Source organism: Bradyrhizobium zhengyangense, from assembly GCF_022012555.1.
Taxonomy (GTDB): domain Bacteria; phylum Pseudomonadota; class Alphaproteobacteria; order Rhizobiales; family Xanthobacteraceae; genus Bradyrhizobium; species Bradyrhizobium zhengyangense.
Genome location: NZ_JAKLTZ010000013.1, coordinates 137,739 through 158,073, shown reverse-complemented (window position 1 = coordinate 158,073; position 20,335 = coordinate 137,739). Strand labels below are relative to the sequence as shown.

The 20,335-nt window shown below is 64.9% G+C and carries 15 protein-coding genes; all 15 read right to left on the bottom strand.

The genetic code is table 11. The features are described from left to right. Positions 1-179: 179 nt before the first annotated feature. A complete protein-coding gene (gene ligA, locus L6639_RS33810; protein WP_237865937.1) occupies positions 180-2,327 on the bottom strand; it encodes an NAD-dependent DNA ligase LigA in 2,148 nt (715 codons plus the stop codon). Positions 2,328-2,423: 96 nt separating this feature from the next. Next, the gene (gene recN / locus L6639_RS33805; protein ID WP_237865936.1) at positions 2,424-4,097 is read right to left on the bottom strand and encodes a DNA repair protein RecN; all 1,674 of its coding nucleotides are present in this window, start codon (positions 4,095-4,097) and stop codon (positions 2,424-2,426) included. 24 nt (positions 4,098-4,121) lie between these two features. Continuing rightward, on the bottom strand, positions 4,122-5,009 hold the full coding sequence (locus tag L6639_RS33800; protein WP_237865935.1) for an outer membrane protein assembly factor BamD: 888 nt from the start codon (positions 5,007-5,009) through the stop codon (positions 4,122-4,124). 244 nt (positions 5,010-5,253) lie between these two features. Next, positions 5,254-6,216, bottom strand: a complete 963-nt coding sequence (gene lpxC, locus L6639_RS33795; RefSeq protein ID WP_237865934.1) for a UDP-3-O-acyl-N-acetylglucosamine deacetylase — start codon at positions 6,214-6,216, stop codon at positions 5,254-5,256. Positions 6,217-6,579: 363 nt separating this feature from the next. After that, positions 6,580-8,370 (bottom strand): cell division protein FtsZ, encoded by a 1,791-nt coding sequence (gene ftsZ, locus L6639_RS33790; protein ID WP_237865933.1) that lies wholly within the window; start codon positions 8,368-8,370, stop codon positions 6,580-6,582. Positions 8,371-8,457: 87 nt separating this feature from the next. Next, positions 8,458-9,780, bottom strand: a complete 1,323-nt coding sequence (gene ftsA / locus L6639_RS33785) for a cell division protein FtsA (protein ID WP_237865932.1) — start codon at positions 9,778-9,780, stop codon at positions 8,458-8,460. Continuing rightward, entirely contained in the window at positions 9,777-10,793 is a 1,017-nt protein-coding gene (locus tag L6639_RS33780; protein ID WP_237865931.1) for a cell division protein FtsQ/DivIB, read from the bottom strand. Before L6639_RS33780 ends, ftsA begins: the two co-directional genes overlap by 4 nt. Before the next feature lie 348 nt (positions 10,794-11,141). Then, complete coding sequence (locus L6639_RS33775) at positions 11,142-12,128, bottom strand: D-alanine--D-alanine ligase family protein (protein WP_237865930.1); 987 nt, start codon at positions 12,126-12,128, stop codon at positions 11,142-11,144. Between the two features lie 128 nt (positions 12,129-12,256). Continuing rightward, positions 12,257-13,177 (bottom strand): UDP-N-acetylmuramate dehydrogenase, encoded by a 921-nt coding sequence (gene murB, locus L6639_RS33770; RefSeq protein WP_237865929.1) that lies wholly within the window; start codon positions 13,175-13,177, stop codon positions 12,257-12,259. 4 nt (positions 13,178-13,181) lie between these two features. Continuing rightward, positions 13,182-14,585 carry a UDP-N-acetylmuramate--L-alanine ligase gene (gene murC / locus L6639_RS33765; protein WP_237865928.1) on the bottom strand — a complete coding sequence of 468 codons (1,404 nt, stop codon included), beginning with the start codon at positions 14,583-14,585 and terminating at the stop codon, positions 13,182-13,184. A gap of 117 nt (positions 14,586-14,702) precedes the next feature. Beyond that, a complete protein-coding gene (murG, locus tag L6639_RS33760; RefSeq protein WP_237865927.1) occupies positions 14,703-15,803 on the bottom strand; it encodes an undecaprenyldiphospho-muramoylpentapeptide beta-N-acetylglucosaminyltransferase in 1,101 nt (366 codons plus the stop codon). Between the two features lie 145 nt (positions 15,804-15,948). Beyond that, positions 15,949-17,100: a putative lipid II flippase FtsW gene (gene ftsW, locus L6639_RS33755; RefSeq protein ID WP_237865926.1), complete on the bottom strand. Its 1,152-nt coding sequence runs from the start codon at positions 17,098-17,100 to the stop codon at positions 15,949-15,951. A gap of 180 nt (positions 17,101-17,280) precedes the next feature. Next, entirely contained in the window at positions 17,281-17,673 is a 393-nt protein-coding gene (locus L6639_RS33750; protein ID WP_237865925.1) for a hypothetical protein, read from the bottom strand. 2 nt (positions 17,674-17,675) lie between these two features. Next, on the bottom strand, positions 17,676-19,073 hold the full coding sequence (murD, locus tag L6639_RS33745) for a UDP-N-acetylmuramoyl-L-alanine--D-glutamate ligase (protein WP_237865924.1): 1,398 nt from the start codon (positions 19,071-19,073) through the stop codon (positions 17,676-17,678). A gap of 10 nt (positions 19,074-19,083) precedes the next feature. Continuing rightward, positions 19,084-20,187, bottom strand: coding sequence for a phospho-N-acetylmuramoyl-pentapeptide-transferase (gene mraY, locus L6639_RS33740; RefSeq protein WP_237865923.1), 1,104 nt, complete (start codon positions 20,185-20,187; stop codon positions 19,084-19,086). Positions 20,188-20,335: the final 148 nt, after the last annotated feature.

The following is a 20,335-nucleotide window of genomic DNA, read 5'->3' as shown; positions in this document are numbered from 1 at the left end:
TCGATGCCTTCACCTCCGAGGAGTGCGCCCACTACCTCAAAAATTCAGGCTATCGAACTTAATGCCATCACGCTCTATCCCCGTCATTGCGAGCGCAGCGAAGCAATCCAGACTGTCACTGTGGAAAGATTCTGGATTGCTTCGTCGCAAGAGCTCTTCGCAATGACGAGGAGAGACCTTCAGTCCCCGATCAGCGTCAGCCACTCATCCTCGGTCAGCACCTTGACGCCGTGCTTGTTGGCGTCCGCGAGCTTCGAGCCTGCGCCGGGGCCGGCGACGACGAGGTCCGTCTTCTTGGACACCGAGCCGGAGACCTTCGCGCCAAGCCGCTCCGCGGTGGCCTTGGCCTCATCCCGCGTCATCTTCTCAAGCGAGCCCGTGAACACGACGGTCTTGCCAGCGACCGCCGAGTTGCTCTTCGGCTTTTCGGCGTCGACGATCTCGACCTCCTTGGTCAGCCGCTCGACGATGCCGCGATTATGGTTCTCGCCGAAATAATCGGCGATGCTCTTGATCACGGTGTCGCCGATCTGGTCGAGCGCGTCCATCTCCGCCATCGCCTCCTCGTCGCCCTTGGCGACCTTGAGGCAGGCGTCGTGGAAGGCATCCCAGGAGCCGTAGCCACGCGCCAGCGCGAGCGCGGTGGTTTCGCCGACATGGCGCATGCCGAGCGCATAAACGAAGCGCTCCAGCGCGATTCTGCGCCGGCTCTCGATGGCGCCGAACAGGTTGCGCACCGAGGTCGCGCCGTAGCCCTCGATCTCCTCGAGCTTCAGCTTCGCATTGCGCTTCTCCAGCGTGAAGATGTCAGCGGGCTCCTTGACCCATCCCTCGTCGAAGAAATACTGAAGCTGCTTCTCCCCCAAACCGTCGATGTCGAAGGCGCGTCGCGACACGAACAGTTTCAAGTGCTCGATCTTCTGATAGGGGCAGGCGAACTCGCCACTGCAGCGGGCGCGAGACTCTTCTTCGCCGGCAGCCGTTTCTCCGCGCACGACGTCGGTGTGCAGCGGACACGGGCACTTCTTCGGGAAAGAGAATTCCTTGGCGCTCTTCGGCCGCTTGTCGAGCACGACATCGACGATCTGCGGAATCACGTCGCCGGCGCGCTGAATCACGACGGTATCGCCGATCCTGATGTCGCGCCCCTCGCGCAGCACCTCGCCCTTGTTGCCGATACCCTTGATGTAGTCCTCGTTGTGCAACGTGACGTTCTGCACGATCACCCCGCCGACGCCGACCGGCTCGAGCTTGCCGACCGGCGTGAACGAGCCGGTGCGGCCGACCTGGATCTCGATGTCGCGCAGCACCGTCATGGCGCGCTCCGCCGGGAATTTATGCGCGATGCCCCAGCGCGGCGTGCGCGAGACAAAGCCGAGCCGCTCCTGCCAGTCGATGCGATCGACCTTGTAGACGACGCCGTCGATGTCGTAGTCGAGCTCGGCGCGCCCTTCCTCGATGCTCTGGTGGAACGCGATCAGCTCCTCAACGGAGTGACACAGCTTGGTCAGTGGATTGGTCTTGAAGCCGCAGCGCTCGAACCAGTGGATCATGCCGGTCTGCGTCCCCTCCGGCATCGCGCTCATCTCGCCCCAGGCATAGGCGAAGAATCCGAGTGGCCGCGAGGCGGTGATGCCGGGGTCCTTCTGCCGCAAGGAGCCCGCGGCCGAATTACGCGGATTGGCGAAGATGGTGTCTCCCGCGGCCTTCTGCCGCTCATTGAGCGCGAGGAAGGCCTTCTTGGTCATGTAGACCTCGCCACGCACCTCGCAGATGTCAGGGACGTTGCGGCCCTTCAGCTTCTGCGGCACGTCTTCGAGCGTGCGGATGTTGGCGGTGACGTCCTCGCCCTCTGCGCCGTCGCCACGCGTCGCAGCGGTGACGAGCTCGCCGCCCTCGTAGCGCAGCGACATCGACAGGCCGTCGATCTTCGGTTCGGCAGAGAAATTGATCTTGTCGTCATCGAGCTTCAGGAAGCGCACGATACGGCCGACGAAGTCGCGCACGTCCTCGTCAGCGAAGGCATTGTCGAGCGACAGCATCGGAACGGAGTGCCGCACCTTCTTGAAACGTCCCGATGGCGCAGCGCCGATCCTCTGGGAGGGCGAGTCCGCGCTGACGAATTCCGGAAAGCGTTTTTCGATCGCGTTGAAGCGCTGACGTAACGCATCGTACTCCGCGTCGGTCACGGTCGGCGCGTCGTCCTGATAATAGCGCTTGTCGTGCTGTTCGAGTTCGAGCGTCAGGCGCATGTGCTCGACCTTGGCCTGCGCCTTGGTGAGATCGGCGACGTCGCGAAGCGGTTTTGTTTTTGCTGCTCTGGCCATGGTGCTTGGATACGACGGAGCGGGCGGGACGGTAAAGGCGGGTTAGTCTCTTTGTTCCCCGGATGCAGCGCAACGCGCCGCGTCCGGGATACACAACTAAGCCGTCGCCGCCTTGAGCAGCCGGTCCGCGGCCGCCCGCGCCTCGGCCGTGATCTCGGCGCCGGCGAGCATGCGGGCGATTTCCTCGCGGCGGTGGTCGGCGGCGAGCGCGTTGACGCGGGTGGCGACGCGCTTGCCCTTGTCCAGCGCATCCTTGGAGATGAGCAGATGCTGGTCGGCGCGGGCGGCGACCTGGGGAGCGTGGGTCACGGCCATCACCTGCACCTTGCCGGCGAGCCGTGCCAGCCGCGCGCCGATCGCATCCGCGACCGCGCCGCCCACGCCGGTGTCGATTTCATCGAACACGAGGGTCGGCGCCGAGCCGCGGTCGGACAGCACGACCTTGAGCGCCAGAAGGAAGCGCGAGAGCTCGCCGCCGGAGGCGACCTTCATCATCGGACCCGGCTTGGTGCCTGGATTGGTCTGCACCCAGAACTCGACGCGATCGAAGCCTTGCGGCCCCGGCGTCGCTTCGTCTGATGTGACCTGGGTGATGAATTTCGCGCGTTCGAGCTTGAGCGGCGCGAGCTCGGCGTTGACCGCCTTGTTGAGCTTCTCGGCCGATTTCTGCCGGGCCGCGGAGAGCTTTTTCGCTGCCGCCGCAAAGCGTGCGTCAGCCTCGATCGCGGCCTGCTCCAGCTTCTTCAGGCGCGAGGCGCCGGCATCGATCAGCACGACGTCGGCGGCATATTTGGCGGCGAGCGCGGCGAGGCCATCGACCGGCGTCGAATATTTGCGCGAGGCGGCACGCAGAGCGAACAACCGCTCTTCGATGCGTTCGAGCTCGGCCGGGTCGAAATCGGTTGCGGCGAGCGCGGCCAGGAGATGCTGGTCGGCCTCCTCCAACGCATTGATCGCGACGTCGATCGCCTTCACCGCGGGCTCGACCAGCGCCGGCGAATTGACGCCGCGGCGCTCGAGCCGGCGCACGGCGGCCGACAGCGCCGCAACCGGCGAGTTGTGGCCACCGACCACCTCCTGCGCCTCGCGCAGATCGGAGGCGATCTTCTCGCCCTGCATCATGGTGGTGCGGCGATGGGCGAGCGAGGTCTCCTCGCCGTCCGTCGGCGCGAGCTGCTTCAGTTCGCCCGAGGCATGGCGCAGATAGTCGGCCTCGCGCGCGGCACGCTCCATGCTGGCGCGATGCTCTTCCAGTTCGGTGTTGGCGGTGCGGCGCGCGTCCCAGAGCGTTTCGACGCCAGCGACGTCCTTTTCGAGGCCGGCAAAGGCATCGAGCAGGAGGCGATGGGTGGCGGCATCGACCAGCGCGCGCTCGTCATGCTGGCCATGGATCTCGACCAGCGCGGCGCCGACCGCCCTCAGCGTCTGCACGCTGATCGCCTGGTCGTTGATGAAGGCGCGGGTGCGACCATCCGCGAGCTGCACGCGGCGCAGAATCATCTCGCCGGTATCGTCGAGCCCGTTCTCGGCCAGGATCTTCGTTGCGGGGTGATTCTTCGGGATATCGAAGATGGCAGTCACCTGCCCCTGCTCCGCGCCATGGCGCACGAGGCCCGCGTCACCGCGGCCGCCGAGGGCCAACGCAAAGGCATCGAGCAGGATGGATTTGCCTGCACCGGTCTCGCCGGTCAAAACCGCAAGTCCGGTGGCGAATTCGATATCGAGCCGTTCGATCAGGACGATGTCACGGATCGACAGACGCGCCAGCATGGAACCAGATTTCCTAGCCGAGACTTAGAGGCCTATCTTCTTGAAGGTCTGGCTGATCCAGGACCCCTGATTCTCGCTCGGCTCGAGACCGCCGGATTTTACAAGATTATAGGCGTCCTTGTACCAGCGACTGTCAGGAAAATTGTGGCCGAGCACGGCGGCGGCAGTCTGGGCCTCGCCGACGATACCGATCGACATATAGGCCTCGGTGAGGCGGTAGAGCGCCTCCTCGACGTGACGCGTGGTCTGGTACTGCGTCACTACGGCCTTGTAGCGGTTGATCGCGGCCGTGTAGTCGCGCTTCTGCATATAGTAGCGACCGACCGACATTTCCTTGCCGGCGAGCTGGTCGCGTGCCCCCTCGATCTTGGCCTTGGCGGAGGTCGCATATTCGGAGTTCGGATATTTGCGCACCACCTCTTCCAGCGAGGCGATCGCCTTTTCGGTGCGGCCCTGGTCACGGTTGATGTCCGGGATCTGGTCGTAATGCGAGGCGGCGATCAGATATTGCGCGTAAGCGGCGTCCGGGCTGCCGGGATGCAGGGTGACGTAGCGGGTCGCAGCGCCGATGCAGCTGTCATAGTCGCCGCCCTGGTAGGATGCGTAGGCCGACATCAGCAGCGATTTGCGCGCCCAGTCGGAATAAGGATGCTGGCGGTCGACCTCCTCGAACTTCTTGTTCGCCGCCTTCATGTCCTTCTTTTCGTTCATGAGGTACAAGCCCTCATTGTAGATCTTGTCGGCAGGCTCCTCGACGAAGGTGTCGTCCTTGTTCATGAACTTGTCCCAGAGCGCGCCGGTGCCGCAACCGGCCAGCGGCAATGCGAGCAGGACGAGTGTCGCGACCTGAAGCAGCCCACGGGCTCGCGGTGAGACCAAGAGATATCCGCGCGTCATACGCTGTGCCGACATGAATTTAAGACCTGACGCCCTGTGATGCGGTGCCCGCCAGCCCATGATCCCCGTCATGGGCGCGAAATGTGTCCGTGGTGCCTGCCATGCGACCACGTCGGTGTAACCGGAAAACGATCGTTAACCCATCGGATAGGCAGGCATTCCGCCCGGATTAAGGCGAAAGCGCCGCAATCCTAGCCGATCATGGTTACCAGGAGTTTCCCGGAGAAATCCCCGCTTAGCCGTCTGCCGCAACTGCCCTTCAGGACACGTCCGGACCGTAGGCCGCGGCGATCCGGCCGCCAACAATACCGCTGCCGACCTCGACCACGGGACGAGTGGTGCGGCGGGCTGCCTCACCCTCGACCACCCGCCAGGCGGTACGGTCGGCGAGCAATGCAGTCAGGACGGCGTGGTTGAGCTTGTGGCCGCCACGCACAGAGCGATAGGCGCCGAGCAGCGGCAGGCCGGCCAGCGCAAGATCGCCGATCACGTCCAGCACCTTGTGGCGGGCGCATTCGTCGGCGTAGCGCAGGCCCTCGGTGTTGAGCAGCCGCTCCTCGTCGAACACGACGGTATTTTCGAAGGAGGCACCGAGCGCGTAGCCCGCGCTCCAGAGCCTGGCGACATCGCCCATCAGACCGAAGGTCCGGGCGCGGCCGACCTCGCGGCGGAAGCGCTCGGGGCTCACGTCGAAGCCATAGCTCTGCTGGCCGATGACGGGATTGGTGAAGTCGATTTCGACCTCGGCACGGAAGCCGTTGGCGTAGGGCCTGAGCTCGCCGAAGGAGTCGCCCATCTTGACCGAAACAGGCTTCAAAACCTGAATGAACCGGCGCTGCGCCGGCTGGGTCACGACGCCAGCCTGATCGATCGCTGCGATGAAAGCCGCGGCGCTGCCGTCCATGATCGGCACTTCGGGACCATCGACTTCGATGATGGCGTTGTCGACACCCATACCTCGCAGCGCAGCAAGCACATGCTCGGCAGTGGAGATGAGCGGACCATTGCGATCACCGAGGACAGTCGCGAGATCGGTTGCCACCACCTGCTCGGCGGTCGCCTGGATCTCGCGGTCACTTCCCTCAAGCCCGGTGCGGACAAAAATAAAACCCGCATCGACAGGTGCAGGTCCAAGCGTAAGGGTGACGGGAAGACCGGAATGAACGCCGACGCCGGCCACGGTGGCTTGCGCACGAAGCGTTGTTTGCCGGCTAAATTTCATCAGGAACCCGCCCCACTACGACCCACTGCGACTTATACTCAACTCGACTGATCGATTGAGATCGACCGTTCGAATCTCCGTATCCCCAAGTCACGGCAAACCATAGTCACTGCCTCAAAGAGCGCCAACTCACGCTTTTTTACCGATTGTTACCCCAAACCCGCCGTATTCGCGCCAAGGCTTAACCAAATTGCACCTGGGTTTGGGGCCGTTATTGGCAGCTTTACTGAAACACCCAACAGGTAATTAATGATTTAAAATCAGTTGCTTGAACGTGCAATCCGGATATGCACGGGGAATAGGAAAAGGCCCCGGCGAGCATCCCGCCGGGGCCTTTTTGCGTCTGCCTTATTGTAACAATTCTCAGGTCGCCTGCCGCCGCAGGAAGGCCGGGATATCAAGATGGTCGTCTCCCTGTGGCGTCGGCGCAACAGGTGCCGGGCGGCCATGGGCGTCGAGTCCCTGCGGCGCGGGCCGGCGGGCATACTCCGAGACCGGCTCGTTGGCAGCGATCTGCTGCGCTACCGACCGCTGCGGCTTGCGCTCGGGCAACGCCGGCATGGCGGGGCCAGCGGTGCGAGCCGCGATCGGCGCCTCGGTTTCCTCGTCGCGACGGCCGAGGCCAACATTGGCGAGGCGCTGGAGCAGCGACAGGCGGGTCTTCTGGGGAGTCTCTTCTTCCACCTCGCCACGAGCCTGACGAAGCTCGGCCTGGGCCGGCATCGGCAGCTCGTCGAGGCGCGGCATCCGGGGCGCGCGAGCCGGGGCGCGCTCGGCCTGCGGCGGGATGAAGGTTTCCGGCGTCATCGGCTCCTGGATGGCAAGCGGGGCCTGCTCAGGTTCCGGAAACAGGGTGGGCTTCTGCGCGATCGGACGCACGGTGACGTCGCCGTAAGTCTGCGGCGCGGGCGGGACTTCGGAAACGGCCGCTGCAATGGCGGCGAGCGCAGCACGCTCGACATTGGGACGGGCGGCGGGCGCAGCCGCGACCGGTGCGGCGGCCGGGATCTGCGCCTCCATCTTCTGGGCACGCTCGGCCAGGCGCTGATTGTCGGCGCGCAGGCGCGCGGTCAGGTCGGCGAGACGGCTCTCGGCGGCAGCGGCCGGAGCCGCGGGAGCCTGCTGCACCTGCTGCGGCGCGGCGTTCGCGACCGGAGCCGAGGTCGCCTGGCTGTTGCGGGCGATCGCGGCCTGCTCGATGCCGGTGGCAACGACCGAGACGCGGATCAGGCCGTCGAGCGCTTCGTCGAAGGTCGCGCCGACGATGATGTTGGCGTCCTGGTCGACTTCCTCGCGGATGCGGGTCGCGGCTTCGTCGACCTCGAACAGGGTCAGGTCCTTGCCGCCGGTGATCGAGATCAGGAGGCCCTTGGCACCCTTCATCGACGAATCATCGATCAGCGGATTGGCGATCGCGGCTTCCGCGGCGGTCAGCGCGCGCTTGTCGCCGGAGGCCTCGCCGGTGCCCATCATCGCCTTGCCCATCTCGCGCATGACGGCGCGGACGTCGGCGAAGTCGAGGTTGATCAGGCCTTCCTTGACCATCAGATCGGTGATGCAGGCGACGCCCGAGTAGAGCACCTGGTCGGCCATCGCGAAGGCGTCGGCGAAGGTGGTCTTCTCGTTGGCGACCCGGAACAGGTTCTGGTTCGGGATGATCAGCAGCGTGTCGACGACCTTGTGCAGCTCGTTGATGCCGGCTTCCGCGGTGCGCATGCGGCGGCCGCCCTCGAAGTGGAACGGCTTGGTCACGACGCCGACGGTGAGGATGCCCATGTCGCGCGCGGTCTTGGCGATGACGGGAGCTGCGCCGGTGCCGGTGCCGCCGCCCATGCCGGCGGTGACGAACACCATGTTGGCGCCAGAGAGATGGTCGCGCAGCTCGTCGATCACTTCTTCAGCAGCCGCCGCGCCGACGTTCGGCTGCGAACCCGCGCCGAGCCCTTGCGTCACCGCGGTGCCCATCTGCACGATGCGCTGTGCCTTCGACATCGTCAGCGCCTGCGCGTCGGTGTTGGCGACCACGAAGTCGACGCCCTGAAGGCCCGCCGTGATCATGTTGTTGACGGCGTTGCCACCGGCGCCGCCGACGCCGAACACGGTGATGCGGGGCTTCAACTCGTGAATATCAGGAACGTTGATGCTGATGGTCATGTTTGCCTCTCGATCACGCGCGCGTGGGTTCGCCCCGGCCTGCGGCCGCGGGAGTTGGTGAAATCAGACATTTGCGGAAATGGGTCATCAAAAGCCCTCGCGTAGCCATCGTCCGACCTTTCCGAAATAACCGCCGGTCCCTGTCTTGACCTGCTGCCGCGTATGCCGCGGTTCGACATGTTCGAGGTGAACATATTGCGGGTAGACGAGAAGTCCGGCCGGCACCGCGAACGCGGCGTTCTTCGCCTCGTTGGGCAGCCGGCCAAAACCGAGCGGACGTCCGACCCGCACGGGCCGGCCGAGAATTTGCGTTCCAAGCTCGACGAGGCCGGTGAGCTGCGAGGCGCCGCCCGAGAGCACGACACGGCCTTTGGGCTCTGCCGCGAAGGGCGAATCCTTCAGCTTGTCCCGAACCATTTCGAAGACTTCCTCGGCACGATGCTTGACGATGTTGGCGATGGTGGCGCGCGAAACGATCTGCGGCAGATCCTGATCGTCACCGGCTGTCGGTACAGACATCAGCTCACGCGAGTCCGATCCACCGGTGATAACGGTGCCGTATAACGTCTTGATTCGCTCGGCATCGGCAATGGTCGCCGAGAGTCCGCGCGCAAGATCCATCGTGATGTGTTGCCCGCCGACCGCAAATCCGGCCGCGTGCACGAAGCGGCCGCCGGAATAGACCGCGATCGTGGTGGTGCCCGCGCCCATCTCGATCACGGCGGCGCCGAGATCGGCCTCGTCGTCGGTCAGCACCGACAGGCCGGCCACATATGGGCTCGCTGCCATGGCTTCGACATTGATGTGGCAGCGTTCCACCGCCAGCATCAGATTCCGCGCCACGGTGGCGTCGCAGGTGACGACATTCATGTCGACGCCGAACTGATGCGCGACCATGCCGCGGGGATCGCGGATGCCCTTGACGCCGTCGAGCGTGTAACCGACCGGCAGCGCATGCAGCACGGTGCGGCCCTCGCCGGTGGCGTGGCGCATGCCGGTGGAGGTCACGCGGCTGACATCGGCCGGCGTGACCGCGCCGCCGCGGATATCGGCGGCAGCTTCGACCAGCTGGCCGGAGAGCCTGCCGCCGGAAACGGACAGCAGCACGGACTCGACGCGTACTTTCGCCATTTTCTCGGCAAGCCCTACGGCTTGGCGCACCGCCTGCTCGCATTCGGCGAGATCGACCACCGCGCCGGCCTTCATGCCGCGCGACTGGATCTGGCTGTAACCGATCAGTTCCACCGCATGGGTGCGGCCTTGCAGGGCTTCGCTCGGCGCCGACGGCTTCAGCCGCGCGATCATGCAGGCGATCTTGCTGGTGCCGATGTCGAGGCAGGCAACAAGGCCGCCGCGCTTGTGCGAGATCGGGCGCGTCTTCGGCGTCTGGGTGCGATCAAGACCGGTCATGCGGCGTCCCCGGCCTTCTTTTTCTTCTTGTCCTTGAACAGATCCTCGCGCGCCTTGGCGGCGTCATCGGACAGCTGCACCACCAGACGGTCGGGCAGGCGCATGTCGATCGCGACGATGTCCTTCGAGAACAGCCTCTCATCCTTGTCGAGCTTGGAAAGCGCGGCGAGTGCGTTGCCGACGTCCTGCTCCGGCAGGCGGACGTCGAGGCCGTCCTTCAACCTCAGGTTCCAGCGCCGCTCACCGACATAGATCGCGGCCTTAGTCACCGAATTCACCTGCGGATAGCGCGCCAGCAGCGCCAGGAAGTCGCGGGCCTGGGTGTCGGCGCCCTTGCCGACCACGAGCGGCAGGGACAGGAACCGGCGCGAGACATAGGGCTCGAGCAGCGCGCCGTCGTCGGCGATGACGGAGAGCCGGCCGGCCTCCTGCCACAGCGCGAAGGCCTTGCGCTCGGTGATCTCGATCATGAGCTGGCCCGGGTAGAGCTTCAGCACGGTCGCGTCCGCAATCCAGGGATTGGCCTTGAGCTTGTCGCGGACGTCGTCGGCATCGAGGAACAACAGCGAGGAGCGGCCGCTGACCCCACCGATCGCGAGGATCTCGTCCTGGCTGAGCTGCTTGCGGCCGTTGATCACGACCGAGGTGATGCGGAAGCCGGCCGAATTGGCCATCGCGTTGCGCGCGTCGCTGACCGCGGTGATGAAATCCTGGAGATGGCCGCCCTTGACGATGCCGAGGCCGCAACTGCCGATCAGCAGCAGCACCGTCATCGTGATCCCGACCCGGCGCGGCAGATAGCGCTCGACCAGCGCCACCAGGCGCGGCGGCGGCTCGCGCTCGACGACAGCCTTGGCCTTGATTTTCTGCTTGCTGGCGGCGCGCTTCTCAGCACGCTTCTCCTGCACCCACTCGCGCAGAAGCACGACCGCTCCGATAGCGGCCGCCTTCAGGTCAGCTTGGGGCCTCAGCGATCTCATAAACGATCGGGTGAGGCTTCCTGCTCCATCCATTGCACGAGCTCGTCAACAGTTTGCCCACGACATCGCGTGGGTCCTGGCGAACATGACGTCTCGGACGTGCCGGGCCGGGTGATGGTCTTCAGCAGAAGAAACCGCTCCCCTTCAAAGCGTTCGCCGATCGGGAACAATCCGAAACGGTTCACGCGCCGGCAGCCCAAACGCCATATGCGCCGCCAGCGTTAACCTTCGGACGTCCTGGTAAACAAAAGGTAAAGTTCGTTAACGCGGCGTGCTTTTTGCCCAACCTTGTGAGGCGTTTATGCCACGATCCCCGGCATTTTACCGGTTTTGGCCACCAAACCGGGCGTTTTTGCCGGTTCGGCCGTTAACCAATCCTAACTATTTCCGCACCCGCCGCTCGGCGAGCTCGATCAGGCCGCGGAGGAAGTCGACGAAGGCGATGCCCTCGGCTTTCAGCGCCTTGGGGTAGAGCGAGGACTTGGTCAGCCCGGGCAGCGTGTTGGTTTCGAGATAGACCAGCCCCTTCTCCGAGACGATGAAGTCGGAGCGGGAATAGCCGGTGCAGGACATCGCCCGGTGCGCCAGCATCGCCTGGGTCTTGAGCGCGGCGGTGATTTCGGGCGTGAAGCGGCCGGGGCAGATCTCCTGGGTCGTCGACAGCAGATATTTGGCGGCGTAGTCGAAATTGCCCTCGCCCGGAATGATCTCGATCGGCGGCAGCGAGACGATCGATCCATCCAGCCGCTCCAGCACGCCGCAGGTCGCCTCGATGCCCGCGATGTAGGGCTCGATCACATACTCTTCGTGCTTGGCGGCGTTGCGAACGGCGATGAGATCCTGCTTCGCGTTGACGAAGATCAGGCCGTAGCTCGAGCCGTCGCGCGCCGGCTTTGCGATCAGCCTTCCATGGTCGGCGAAAGCATCATCGATATCCTCGAGCGCAATGCCCACAGGCGGCGTCACGCCGCCGAGCGCGGCAAAGCGCTTGGCCGCGATCTTGTCGAAGGCAAGATGGGAGGAGGCCGAGCCGGAGCCGGTGAACGGCACGCCGCGCGTCTCGCACATCAGCTGCAATTCGCCGTTCTCGGCGCAGCCGCCATGCAGGCTCAGCACCAGCACGCGATCTTCCGCCTTGGCCTGGTCGAGCGCTTGCGCCAGCGGAATGCCACGCGTTCCTGGCTTGAACTCGTCTTCGAACGGCCTGACATGTTCGAGCAGTTGCTTCGATTGCACGACATGCACCTTGTCCTCGACGTCCCAGAACCAGAGATCTGCCTCGGGCAGAGCCTGGTGCAGCGCCTGGGCTGAAGCGACCGAAACCAGACGTTCGCGATTGGAGCCGCCGAAGAGGATGGTGATGCGCATGTTTTTTGGTCCGTCACCTGTCTATGTTCGTCATTCCGGAGCGATGCGCAGCATCGAACTATGGTTCGCACTTGCGCACCTGAGAATCTCGGGATTCCGGGTTGCGCTTCGTGCCCCCGGAATGACGCTCACGCGGAACCCCCGATCCGCTTGATTTCCCAGTGCAGCTCGATTCCGGAATTTGCCTTCACGCGTTCGCGCACGGTCTCGCCGAGCGTCTCGATGTCGTGCGCGGTGGCCTCGCCCGTGTTGATCAGGAAGTTGCAGTGCATCTCGGACACCTGGGCACCACCGACCCGCAAACCACGGCAGCCGGCAGCATCGACAAGTTTCCAGGCGGAATGGCCCGGCGGATTCTTGAACGTCGATCCGCCGGTCTTTTCGCGGATCGGCTGCGCGGTCTCGCGGTGGGTCTGCACCTCCGCCATCCGCGCGCGGATCGCCTCCGCATCCCTGATCTCGCCGCGAAAGCGTGCGGACGTAAAGATGATCGAGGGATCGACACCGCTGCTGCGGTAGACGAACTTCATATCGGCGTTGGAGAAGACGTGCTTGGTGCCGTCGCGCCCGACCCCGCGCGCCTCGACCAGCACGTCCTTGGTCTCGCCGCCATTGGCGCCCGCATTCATCCGCAGTGCGCCGCCGATGGTACCGGGAATGCCGAAGTAGAATTCGAGCCCACCGATATTGGCGCCAGCCGCGACCTCCGCGACGCGCTTGTCGAGCGCGGCCGCCCCTGCGGTGACGACATCCCCACTCGCCGTCGCCTCACCGAAAGCGCGCGGCGCCAGCCGGATCACCACGCCCGCAATGCCGCCGTCGCGCACGATCAGGTTGGAGCCGACGCCGACGACATAGACCGGGACGTCGCTGGCGAGATGCGCGAGGAAATAAGCGAGATCGTCCTCATCCGCCGGCGTGAACAGCACCTGCGCCGGCCCGCCGACGCGAAACCAGGTCAGCTCGGCCAGCGACTGGTTCGCAAGCAACCGACCGCGCAAGTCTGGCATCGCGGCTTTGAGTGAGGGGGTGATGTCGGGGAAGCTCACTGCTCTACCCCAGCGCCTTCAACTGATCCGGCAGCGCATAGGCCCATTGCGTGATGTTGCCGGCGCCGAGACACACGACCAGATCGCCCGACTTGGCGAGCCCTTTGACGATGCCCGGAAGCTCCGTCGCTGCCGGCAGCGGGATCACCTCGCGATGGCCATGCGCGCGCAGGCCCGCGACGAAATGCTCGCGGTCGATGCCGTCGATCGGCGTCTCGCCCGCGGCATAGACGTCGGCGACAACAACCGCATCGGCATCGTTGAAGCAGGTGCAGAATTCCTCGAACAGCGATTGCAGGCGGGTGTAGCGATGCGGCTGCACCACGGCGATGATCTTGCCGTTGGTGGATTCCCGCGCCGCCTTCAGCACCGCCGCGATCTCGACGGGGTGATGGCCGTAATCGTCGATCACCGTGACGCCGTTCCACTCGCCTGTTTTGGTGAAGCGGCGCTTGACGCCGCCGAAGCCGGCGATGGCTTTACGGATCGCATCGTCCGACACGCCGAGCTCGCGCGCAACCGCGATTGCGGCCGTCGCGTTGGAGGCATTGTGGCGACCCGGCATCGGCAGCATGAGATCGGCGATCTCGGGCACGGCGCCGGTCTTGCGATCGCGGAATGCGACCTTGAATTTCGAGCCGCCACCCATCGGGGCGAGATCGAGCAGCCGCACGTCGGCCTGCGGATTCTCGCCATACGTGATGATACGCCGATCCTCGATCTTGCCGACGATGGTCTGCACCACGGGATGATCGATGCACATCACGGCAAAGCCGTAGAACGGCAGGTTCTCGACGAAATGGCGGAACGCATCCTGCACGGCATCGAACGTCTTGAAGTGATCGAGATGCTCGGGGTCGACATTGGTGACGATCGCGACATCCGTCGGCAGCTTCAAGAACGTGCCGTCGCTCTCGTCGGCTTCCACCACCATCCAGTCGCCGGCCCCCAGACGCGCGTTGGAGCCGTAGGCGTTGATGATGCCGCCGTTGATGACGGTCGGATCGAGCCCTCCGGCATCGAGCAGCGTTGCGACCATGGTGGTCGTCGTGGTTTTGCCATGCGTGCCGGCAATTGCGACGCAGCTCTTCAGCCGCATCAGCTCGGCCAGCATCTCGGCGCGGCGCACCACGGGAATGCGACGCTCGCGCGCCGCCATCAGTTCCGGATTGTCGCGCTTGATCGCGGTGGAGACGACCACGACCTCGGCGCCATCGACATTCTCGGCCTTATGGCCGACCGAGACCTTTGCGCCCTTCTTGCGCAGGCGGTCGAGATTGTAATTGTCGGAGGCGTCCGAGCCCTGCACGGCATAGCCGAGATTGACCAGCACCTCGGCGATGCCGCTCATGCCGATCCCGCCGATCCCGACGAAGTGGATGGGTCCGATCTCGCGCGGCAGTCTCATGCTCTGTTCCCTGACCTCGCCGCCTTGCGCAGGCGGCGTCTGGATCACGGCCAAATCAGCCGCGCCGTCCTTACTGGATGCCCCGCTTTGGAAGACGAAGACAAGGGCTTTTTCGCGTCAGATTCCCGCGACTTTGACCACGAGATCGGCCAGCCGCTCGGCGGCGTCGAGCCGGCCTGCCGCTTTCGCCGCGGCAGCCATGGCGGCAAGGCGCGCCGGCTCGGCGGCAAAGGCGGAGATCTCCGAGGCGAGCCGATCGGAGGTAAATTCGGTCTGCGGAATACGAACCGCGCCGTCGACCTTGGCCAGCACGCCCGCATTGGCGAACTGGTCCTGGTCGATCGAGCCCGGCAACGGCACCAGGATCGAGGGCCGCCCGATCGCGGCCAATTCGGCCACAGTGCCCGCGCCGGAACGCGACACGATCAAATGGTTGGAGGCGAGACGCGCCGGCAGATCGGTGAAGAAAGGCGCGAGCTCCACCTTGATCTTGAGCTTGTCGTAGACCGCGCGCACGCGCGTCATGTCCTCGTCGCGGACCTGCTGGGTGAGGACGAGCCGCCCCCACAGCGCGGGCTCGAGCCGCTCGATCGCATCGGGCACAATGTCGGCCATGATGCGTGCGCCCTGGCTGCCGCCGACAACGAGCAGACGCAGCGGTCCGTTCACTTCCGGTGCGGCATAGGGCACGGCGGCGGCCGCAAGGACCGCGGGACGCATCGGCGTGCCGACCGTCGTGGTCTTGCCCGCGAGCGCAGGATCGCGGTCGAGCACGCCCGGCAACGACGTTGCGATGGCCTGGACGCGGCTCGACAGGAAACGGTTGGCGCGGCCAAGCACGGCATTGGCCTCGTGGATGATCCCAGGCACGCCCGCGAACTTTGCCGCAACCAATGGCGGCAAGGTCGGGTAACCGCCGAAGCCGACGACAGCAGCGGGCTTCAGCCGCTTGATCAGCCGGTAGGCAGAGAGCGTGCCGGTCGCGAGCGTGAGGCCGGCATAGACGAGTTGCAATGGATTGCGGCCGCGCGCGGTCTCGCTCGCGACAACGTCGATCATGTCCTTGCTGAACAACCCGCTATAGCGCAGCGCGCGCTCGTCGGTGACGAGACGCACGCGAAAGCCGCGCCGGATCAATTGGACGCCGAGCGCCTCGGCCGGAAACAGATGGCCGCCGGTGCCGCCCGCGGCGAGAAGAATCAAGGGGGAGGTGTCCATGACGATGCCTTTTACAAGGTCTTTCCCGTCATTGCGAGCGAAGCGAAGCAATCCAGAATCGCTTCACGGGGATAGTCTGGATTGCTTCGTCGCTTCAGTGCAAAATTGCTCTGCAATTTTGTCACGAGCTCCTCGCAATAACGGCTTACGCGTAGCTGCGCATCGCCTCGGCGTGGCCGCTGGCCTCGACCTCGGTGCGCGGGCGCAGGCGCGTCAGGGCCAGCATCATGCCGACGCCATAGGAGAGCGACACGATTGAGGAACCGCCGTAGGAGATGAACGGCAGCGTCATGCCCTTGGCGGGAATGAGCTGGAGGTTGACCGACATGTTGATCGCCGCCTGCACGCCGAACAGGATCGCTAGCCCAGAGGCCGCAAAGCGCGAGAACATGTCCTCATTGGCATAGGCGCGCGACAGCGTGCGGATCACGACGAAGGCAAACAGCGCCAGCATGGCGAGGCACAGGATAATGCCGAACTCTTCGGCGGCAACCGCGAACACGAAGTCGGTGTGACTGTCAGGCAGGCTGCGTTTTGCAATTCCCTCGCCCGGTCCCAAGCCGAACCAGCCGCCGTTGTAGAAAGCCTCCATCGCGGTATCGACCTGGAAGGTGTCACCTGAAGCCGGATTCATGAAGCGCTTGATGCGGCCGGCGACGTGCGGGACGAACAGATAGGCGCTGAACAGGCCGGCCGCGCCGAGGCCGGCAAGGCCAAACACCCAGATCATGCGCATGCCCGCGATGAAGAACAGCGAGCCCCACACCATCAGGATCAGCATGGTCTGGCCGAAGTCCGGCTCCATCACCAGCAGGGAGACGAGCATCAGCAGCAGTACAAGTGCCATTGAGGTCGCCGGCATCTCCGGCCGCTTGGTCGATTCCGCGAACAGCCAGGCCGCGATGACGACGAAGGAGGGCTTTGCGATTTCGGAGGCCTGGATATTGATGCCGAGCAGCGTGATCCAGCGCCGCGAGCCCTTCACTTCGGGGCCGACCGCGAGCGTCACCACGATCAGGATGATGCTCAGCGTGAAGATGATCAGCGCCGAACGGCGGATCGTGCGCGGCGACAGAAAGGAAACGCCGAGCAGCACCATGAAGGACGGCGCCAGGAACATCACGTGACGGCTGAAGAAATGGAAGGGATCGAGGCCGATACGGGTCGCGACCGATGGGCTCGCCGCCAGTGACAGGATGACGCCTGTCAGCATCAGCAACAGGATCGCGCCGAACAGCGGCTTGTCGACGGTCCACCACCACTCGGAAAAGGGGGTGCGTTCTTCACGGGAGAGCATGGGCGGCCGCTTTCGGACAGAGGTCCGTCCATTGGTCGCCGAGGTTGGTTACCGGGAGGTTAATAGACCGTTCAAGTTTTGAAGAGTCTCGTGCCCCGGACGCCGCGCAGCGCGGCGCCTCTTCGCGGCGCGGTGCGCTGCAGAGCCGCGCGCTGCACCGCGTCCGGGACACGAGAGGCCTTACTCATAATTGATCGCGACGTCACCCGCGCGCTGATCGCGCTTGTAGACCTCGCCTGGCTCTGGAATGAAACCGATCCTGACCGACCGCTCGCTGCTCCAGGCGACCACGACATCGAGATGCCCGGCCACGCTGACAAAGGTCGGTGTGTCCTCGGGCGAGAAGGTCCGGCCGCGCGCCACGAGGCTGGCTTGCGTACTGTCGGTTGCTCCGCAGGTCTTCCAGACCACGACAACCAACTGACCACCGCCCGGGGAGGCAAATGCACTTTGACGAACGACGCGGCACGCGCCGAATTGGTGCATGAGGCTGTCAACGAGGACGACACCCAAAAAACCCATCGGAATAGCAAGAGCAGCGACGACAATTGCGATCCGGCGTCGCCGCGACATGCTCACACCGCCGGCTTCACGCCCGGCAGCGCCTGCACCAGCTCGCGGAACTTTGTGCCGCGGATCTCGAAGTTGCGGTACTGGTCGAATGAGGCGCAGGCCGGCGACAGCAGCACGACCGCGTCGGCAAGACCCGATGCTTCCGCGTCGCGCGCGGCGTGCTCGACAGCAACGTCCAGCGTCTGGCTGATCTCGTGCGCGACCGTACCGAGTGTGCCGGAAAACTCCGGCGCGGCCTCGCCGATCAGATAGGCCTTGCGGATGCGCGGGAAGAAACCGGTCAAGCTGGTGATGCCGCCCGCCTTGGGCTTGCCGCCGGCGATCCAGAAGATGTCCGCGAAGGACGACAGCGCATGCGCTGTGGCGTCGGCGTTGGTGCCCTTGGAATCGTTGACGAACAGCACATTGCCGCGGCGGCCGACCTGCTCCATCCGGTGCGCCAGGCCCGGAAAGCTGCGCAGGCCGTTCTGAAGCACGTCGAGGCTGATGCCCATCGCGAGCGCGGCTGCGGCGGCGCAGGCGGCGTTCTGCGCGTTGTGCAGGCCGCGCAGCGAGCCGATGCCGCCAAGCTTGGCGATCTCGTTGCGGGCGCCGCCGGAGGTGCGCACGATGGTTCCGTGCTCGACATGGATGCCTGAAGCGAGCGGATTCTTGACGGAGATGCGCACCACGTTCTTGCCGGCGCGGTCGAGCCGATCGGCAATGTCGCGGCAATAGCCGTCATCGACGCCGACGATCGACGTGCCGCCTGCCTGCACGTTCGCAACCAGGCGCTCCTTCACTTCAGCGTAATGCTCGATGGTGCCGTGACGATCGATGTGATCCTCGCTGACATTGAGCAGGATGCCGACGGAGGGATCGAGCAAGGGCGTGAGGTCGATCTGATAGGACGACATCTCGATGACATGGACGCGGCCCGTGCGCGGCGGCTCCAGCGACAGGATCGCGGTGCCGATATTGCCGCCCATCTGGGTGTCGTAGCCGGCGACCTTGGTCAGATGCGCGATCAAGGCCGTCGTTGTCGACTTGCCGTTGGTACCGGTGATGGCAACGAACGGCGCGTTCGGGGCGTGACGGCGCCGCTCGCGGCAGAACAGCTCGATGTCGCCGATCACCTCGACGCCCGCCTCGCGCGCCTTCAGCGCGCTCCAGTGCGGCACCGGATGGGTCAGCGGCACGCCGGGCGCAAGCACCAACGCTGCGAAATTGTCCCAGGCAACATTGCGCAGATCCGCGGTGATGAAGCCGGCCTGCGCCGCCTTGGCGACGTTCTCGGCATTGTCGTCGGCAGCGATCACCTCGGCGCCGCCGGCCTTCAGCGCACGGCAGGAGGCGAGCCCCGAGCCGCCGAGGCCGAACACCGCGACCGTCTTGCCGGCGAAGGATGTGACGGGGATCATTGCGGGACCATCACCGCAGCTTCAGCGTGGAGAGACCGGCGAGTGCCAGCATCACCGAGATGATCCAGAAGCGGATCACGATCTGCGGCTCGGTCCAGCCGAGCTGCTCGAAATGGTGGTGGATCGGCGCCATGCGGAAGATGCGCTTGCCCGTCAGCTTGAACGACACCACTTGCACGATCACCGAGACCGCCTCCAGCACGAACAGGCCACCGATGACAGCGAGCACGATCTCGTGCTTCACCGCGACTGCGATCGAACCCAGCATGCCGCCGAGCGCGAGCGAGCCGGTGTCACCCATGAAGATCGAGGCCGGCGGCGCGTTGAACCAGAGGAAGCCGAGACCGGCGCCGATAAGCGCGCCGCAGAGCACCGCGAGCTCGCCGGTGCCCGCGACATATTTGATCTGGAGATAGTCGGCGAAGACGGCGTTGCCGGCGAGATAGGCGATCATCGCAAAGCTCGCGGTCGCGATCATCACGGGCACGATGGCAAGGCCATCGAGGCCGTCGGTGAGATTCACCGCATTGCCGGCCCCGACGATGACGAAGGCGCCGAACACGACGAAGAACCAGCCGAAATGCAGCACGGTGTCCTTGAGGAAGGGGATCGTCAGCGCGGTCGACGCGGGATCGCGGTTCAACCGCACCAGCGCGTAGCAGGCGACCAGCGCGATGATGGCCTCGATCAAGAGGCGCAGCTTGCCGCCGAATCCGCTCGTGGTCTGCTTGGTCACCTTGAGGTAATCGTCGTAGAAGCCGACGAAGCCGAAGCCGAGCGTCACCGCAAGCACGATCCAGACGTAAGGATTGAGCGGATTGCACCAGAGCACAGTGGCGACCGTCAGCCCGGACAGGATCATCAGCCCGCCCATCGTGGGCGTGCCCTTCTTGGCCAGATGCGATTGCGGACCATCGGTGCGGATCGGCTGGCCCTTGCCCTGACGGATGCGCAAGTGATCGATGATCCAGGGCCCGAACAGGAACACGAACAGCGCGCCGGTGACGATCGCACCGCCGGTCCGGAAAGTGATGTAGCGGAAGACGTTCAATACGGTGCGTACCGCACCGAAGCTCGGAAATGTGTTGGAGAGCTCGATCAGCCAGTAAAACATTCAGTCGGTCCTATGGCGCCTTTCGCACGCGGCCTTCGCGCAGGCCTCAATCTCTCACGCACCTTCTCTGGTCTTCATCATGGGGTCGGCGACCTCAAAGAAACCGGACGGCGGCGCGCCGCAAAGGGTGGGATTCGGGAACTGCGCC

What these genes read in the sequence shown, in the direction of transcription:
- murD (WP_237865924.1), bottom strand. Translation starts at nt 19,073, where the DNA reads ATGATCCCCGTCACATCCTTCGCCGGCAAGACGGTCGCGGTGTTCGGC.
- L6639_RS33750 (WP_237865925.1), bottom strand. Translation starts at nt 17,673, where the DNA reads ATGTCGCGGCGACGCCGGATCGCAATTGTCGTCGCTGCTCTTGCTATT.
- murC (WP_237865928.1), bottom strand. Translation starts at nt 14,585, where the DNA reads ATGAGACTGCCGCGCGAGATCGGACCCATCCACTTCGTCGGGATCGGC.
- ligA (WP_237865937.1), bottom strand. Translation starts at nt 2,327, where the DNA reads ATGGCCAGAGCAGCAAAAACAAAACCGCTTCGCGACGTCGCCGATCTC.
- ftsW (WP_237865926.1), bottom strand. Translation starts at nt 17,100, where the DNA reads ATGCTCTCCCGTGAAGAACGCACCCCCTTTTCCGAGTGGTGGTGGACC.
- L6639_RS33775 (WP_237865930.1), bottom strand. Translation starts at nt 12,128, where the DNA reads ATGCGCATCACCATCCTCTTCGGCGGCTCCAATCGCGAACGTCTGGTT.
- mraY (WP_237865923.1), bottom strand. Translation starts at nt 20,187, where the DNA reads ATGTTTTACTGGCTGATCGAGCTCTCCAACACATTTCCGAGCTTCGGT.
- L6639_RS33780 (WP_237865931.1), bottom strand. Translation starts at nt 10,793, where the DNA reads ATGGATGGAGCAGGAAGCCTCACCCGATCGTTTATGAGATCGCTGAGG.
- recN (WP_237865936.1), bottom strand. Translation starts at nt 4,097, where the DNA reads ATGCTGGCGCGTCTGTCGATCCGTGACATCGTCCTGATCGAACGGCTC.
- ftsA (WP_237865932.1), bottom strand. Translation starts at nt 9,780, where the DNA reads ATGACCGGTCTTGATCGCACCCAGACGCCGAAGACGCGCCCGATCTCG.
- L6639_RS33800 (WP_237865935.1), bottom strand. Translation starts at nt 5,009, where the DNA reads ATGTCGGCACAGCGTATGACGCGCGGATATCTCTTGGTCTCACCGCGA.
- murG (WP_237865927.1), bottom strand. Translation starts at nt 15,803, where the DNA reads ATGGACACCTCCCCCTTGATTCTTCTCGCCGCGGGCGGCACCGGCGGC.
- ftsZ (WP_237865933.1), bottom strand. Translation starts at nt 8,370, where the DNA reads ATGACCATCAGCATCAACGTTCCTGATATTCACGAGTTGAAGCCCCGC.
- lpxC (WP_237865934.1), bottom strand. Translation starts at nt 6,216, where the DNA reads ATGAAATTTAGCCGGCAAACAACGCTTCGTGCGCAAGCCACCGTGGCC.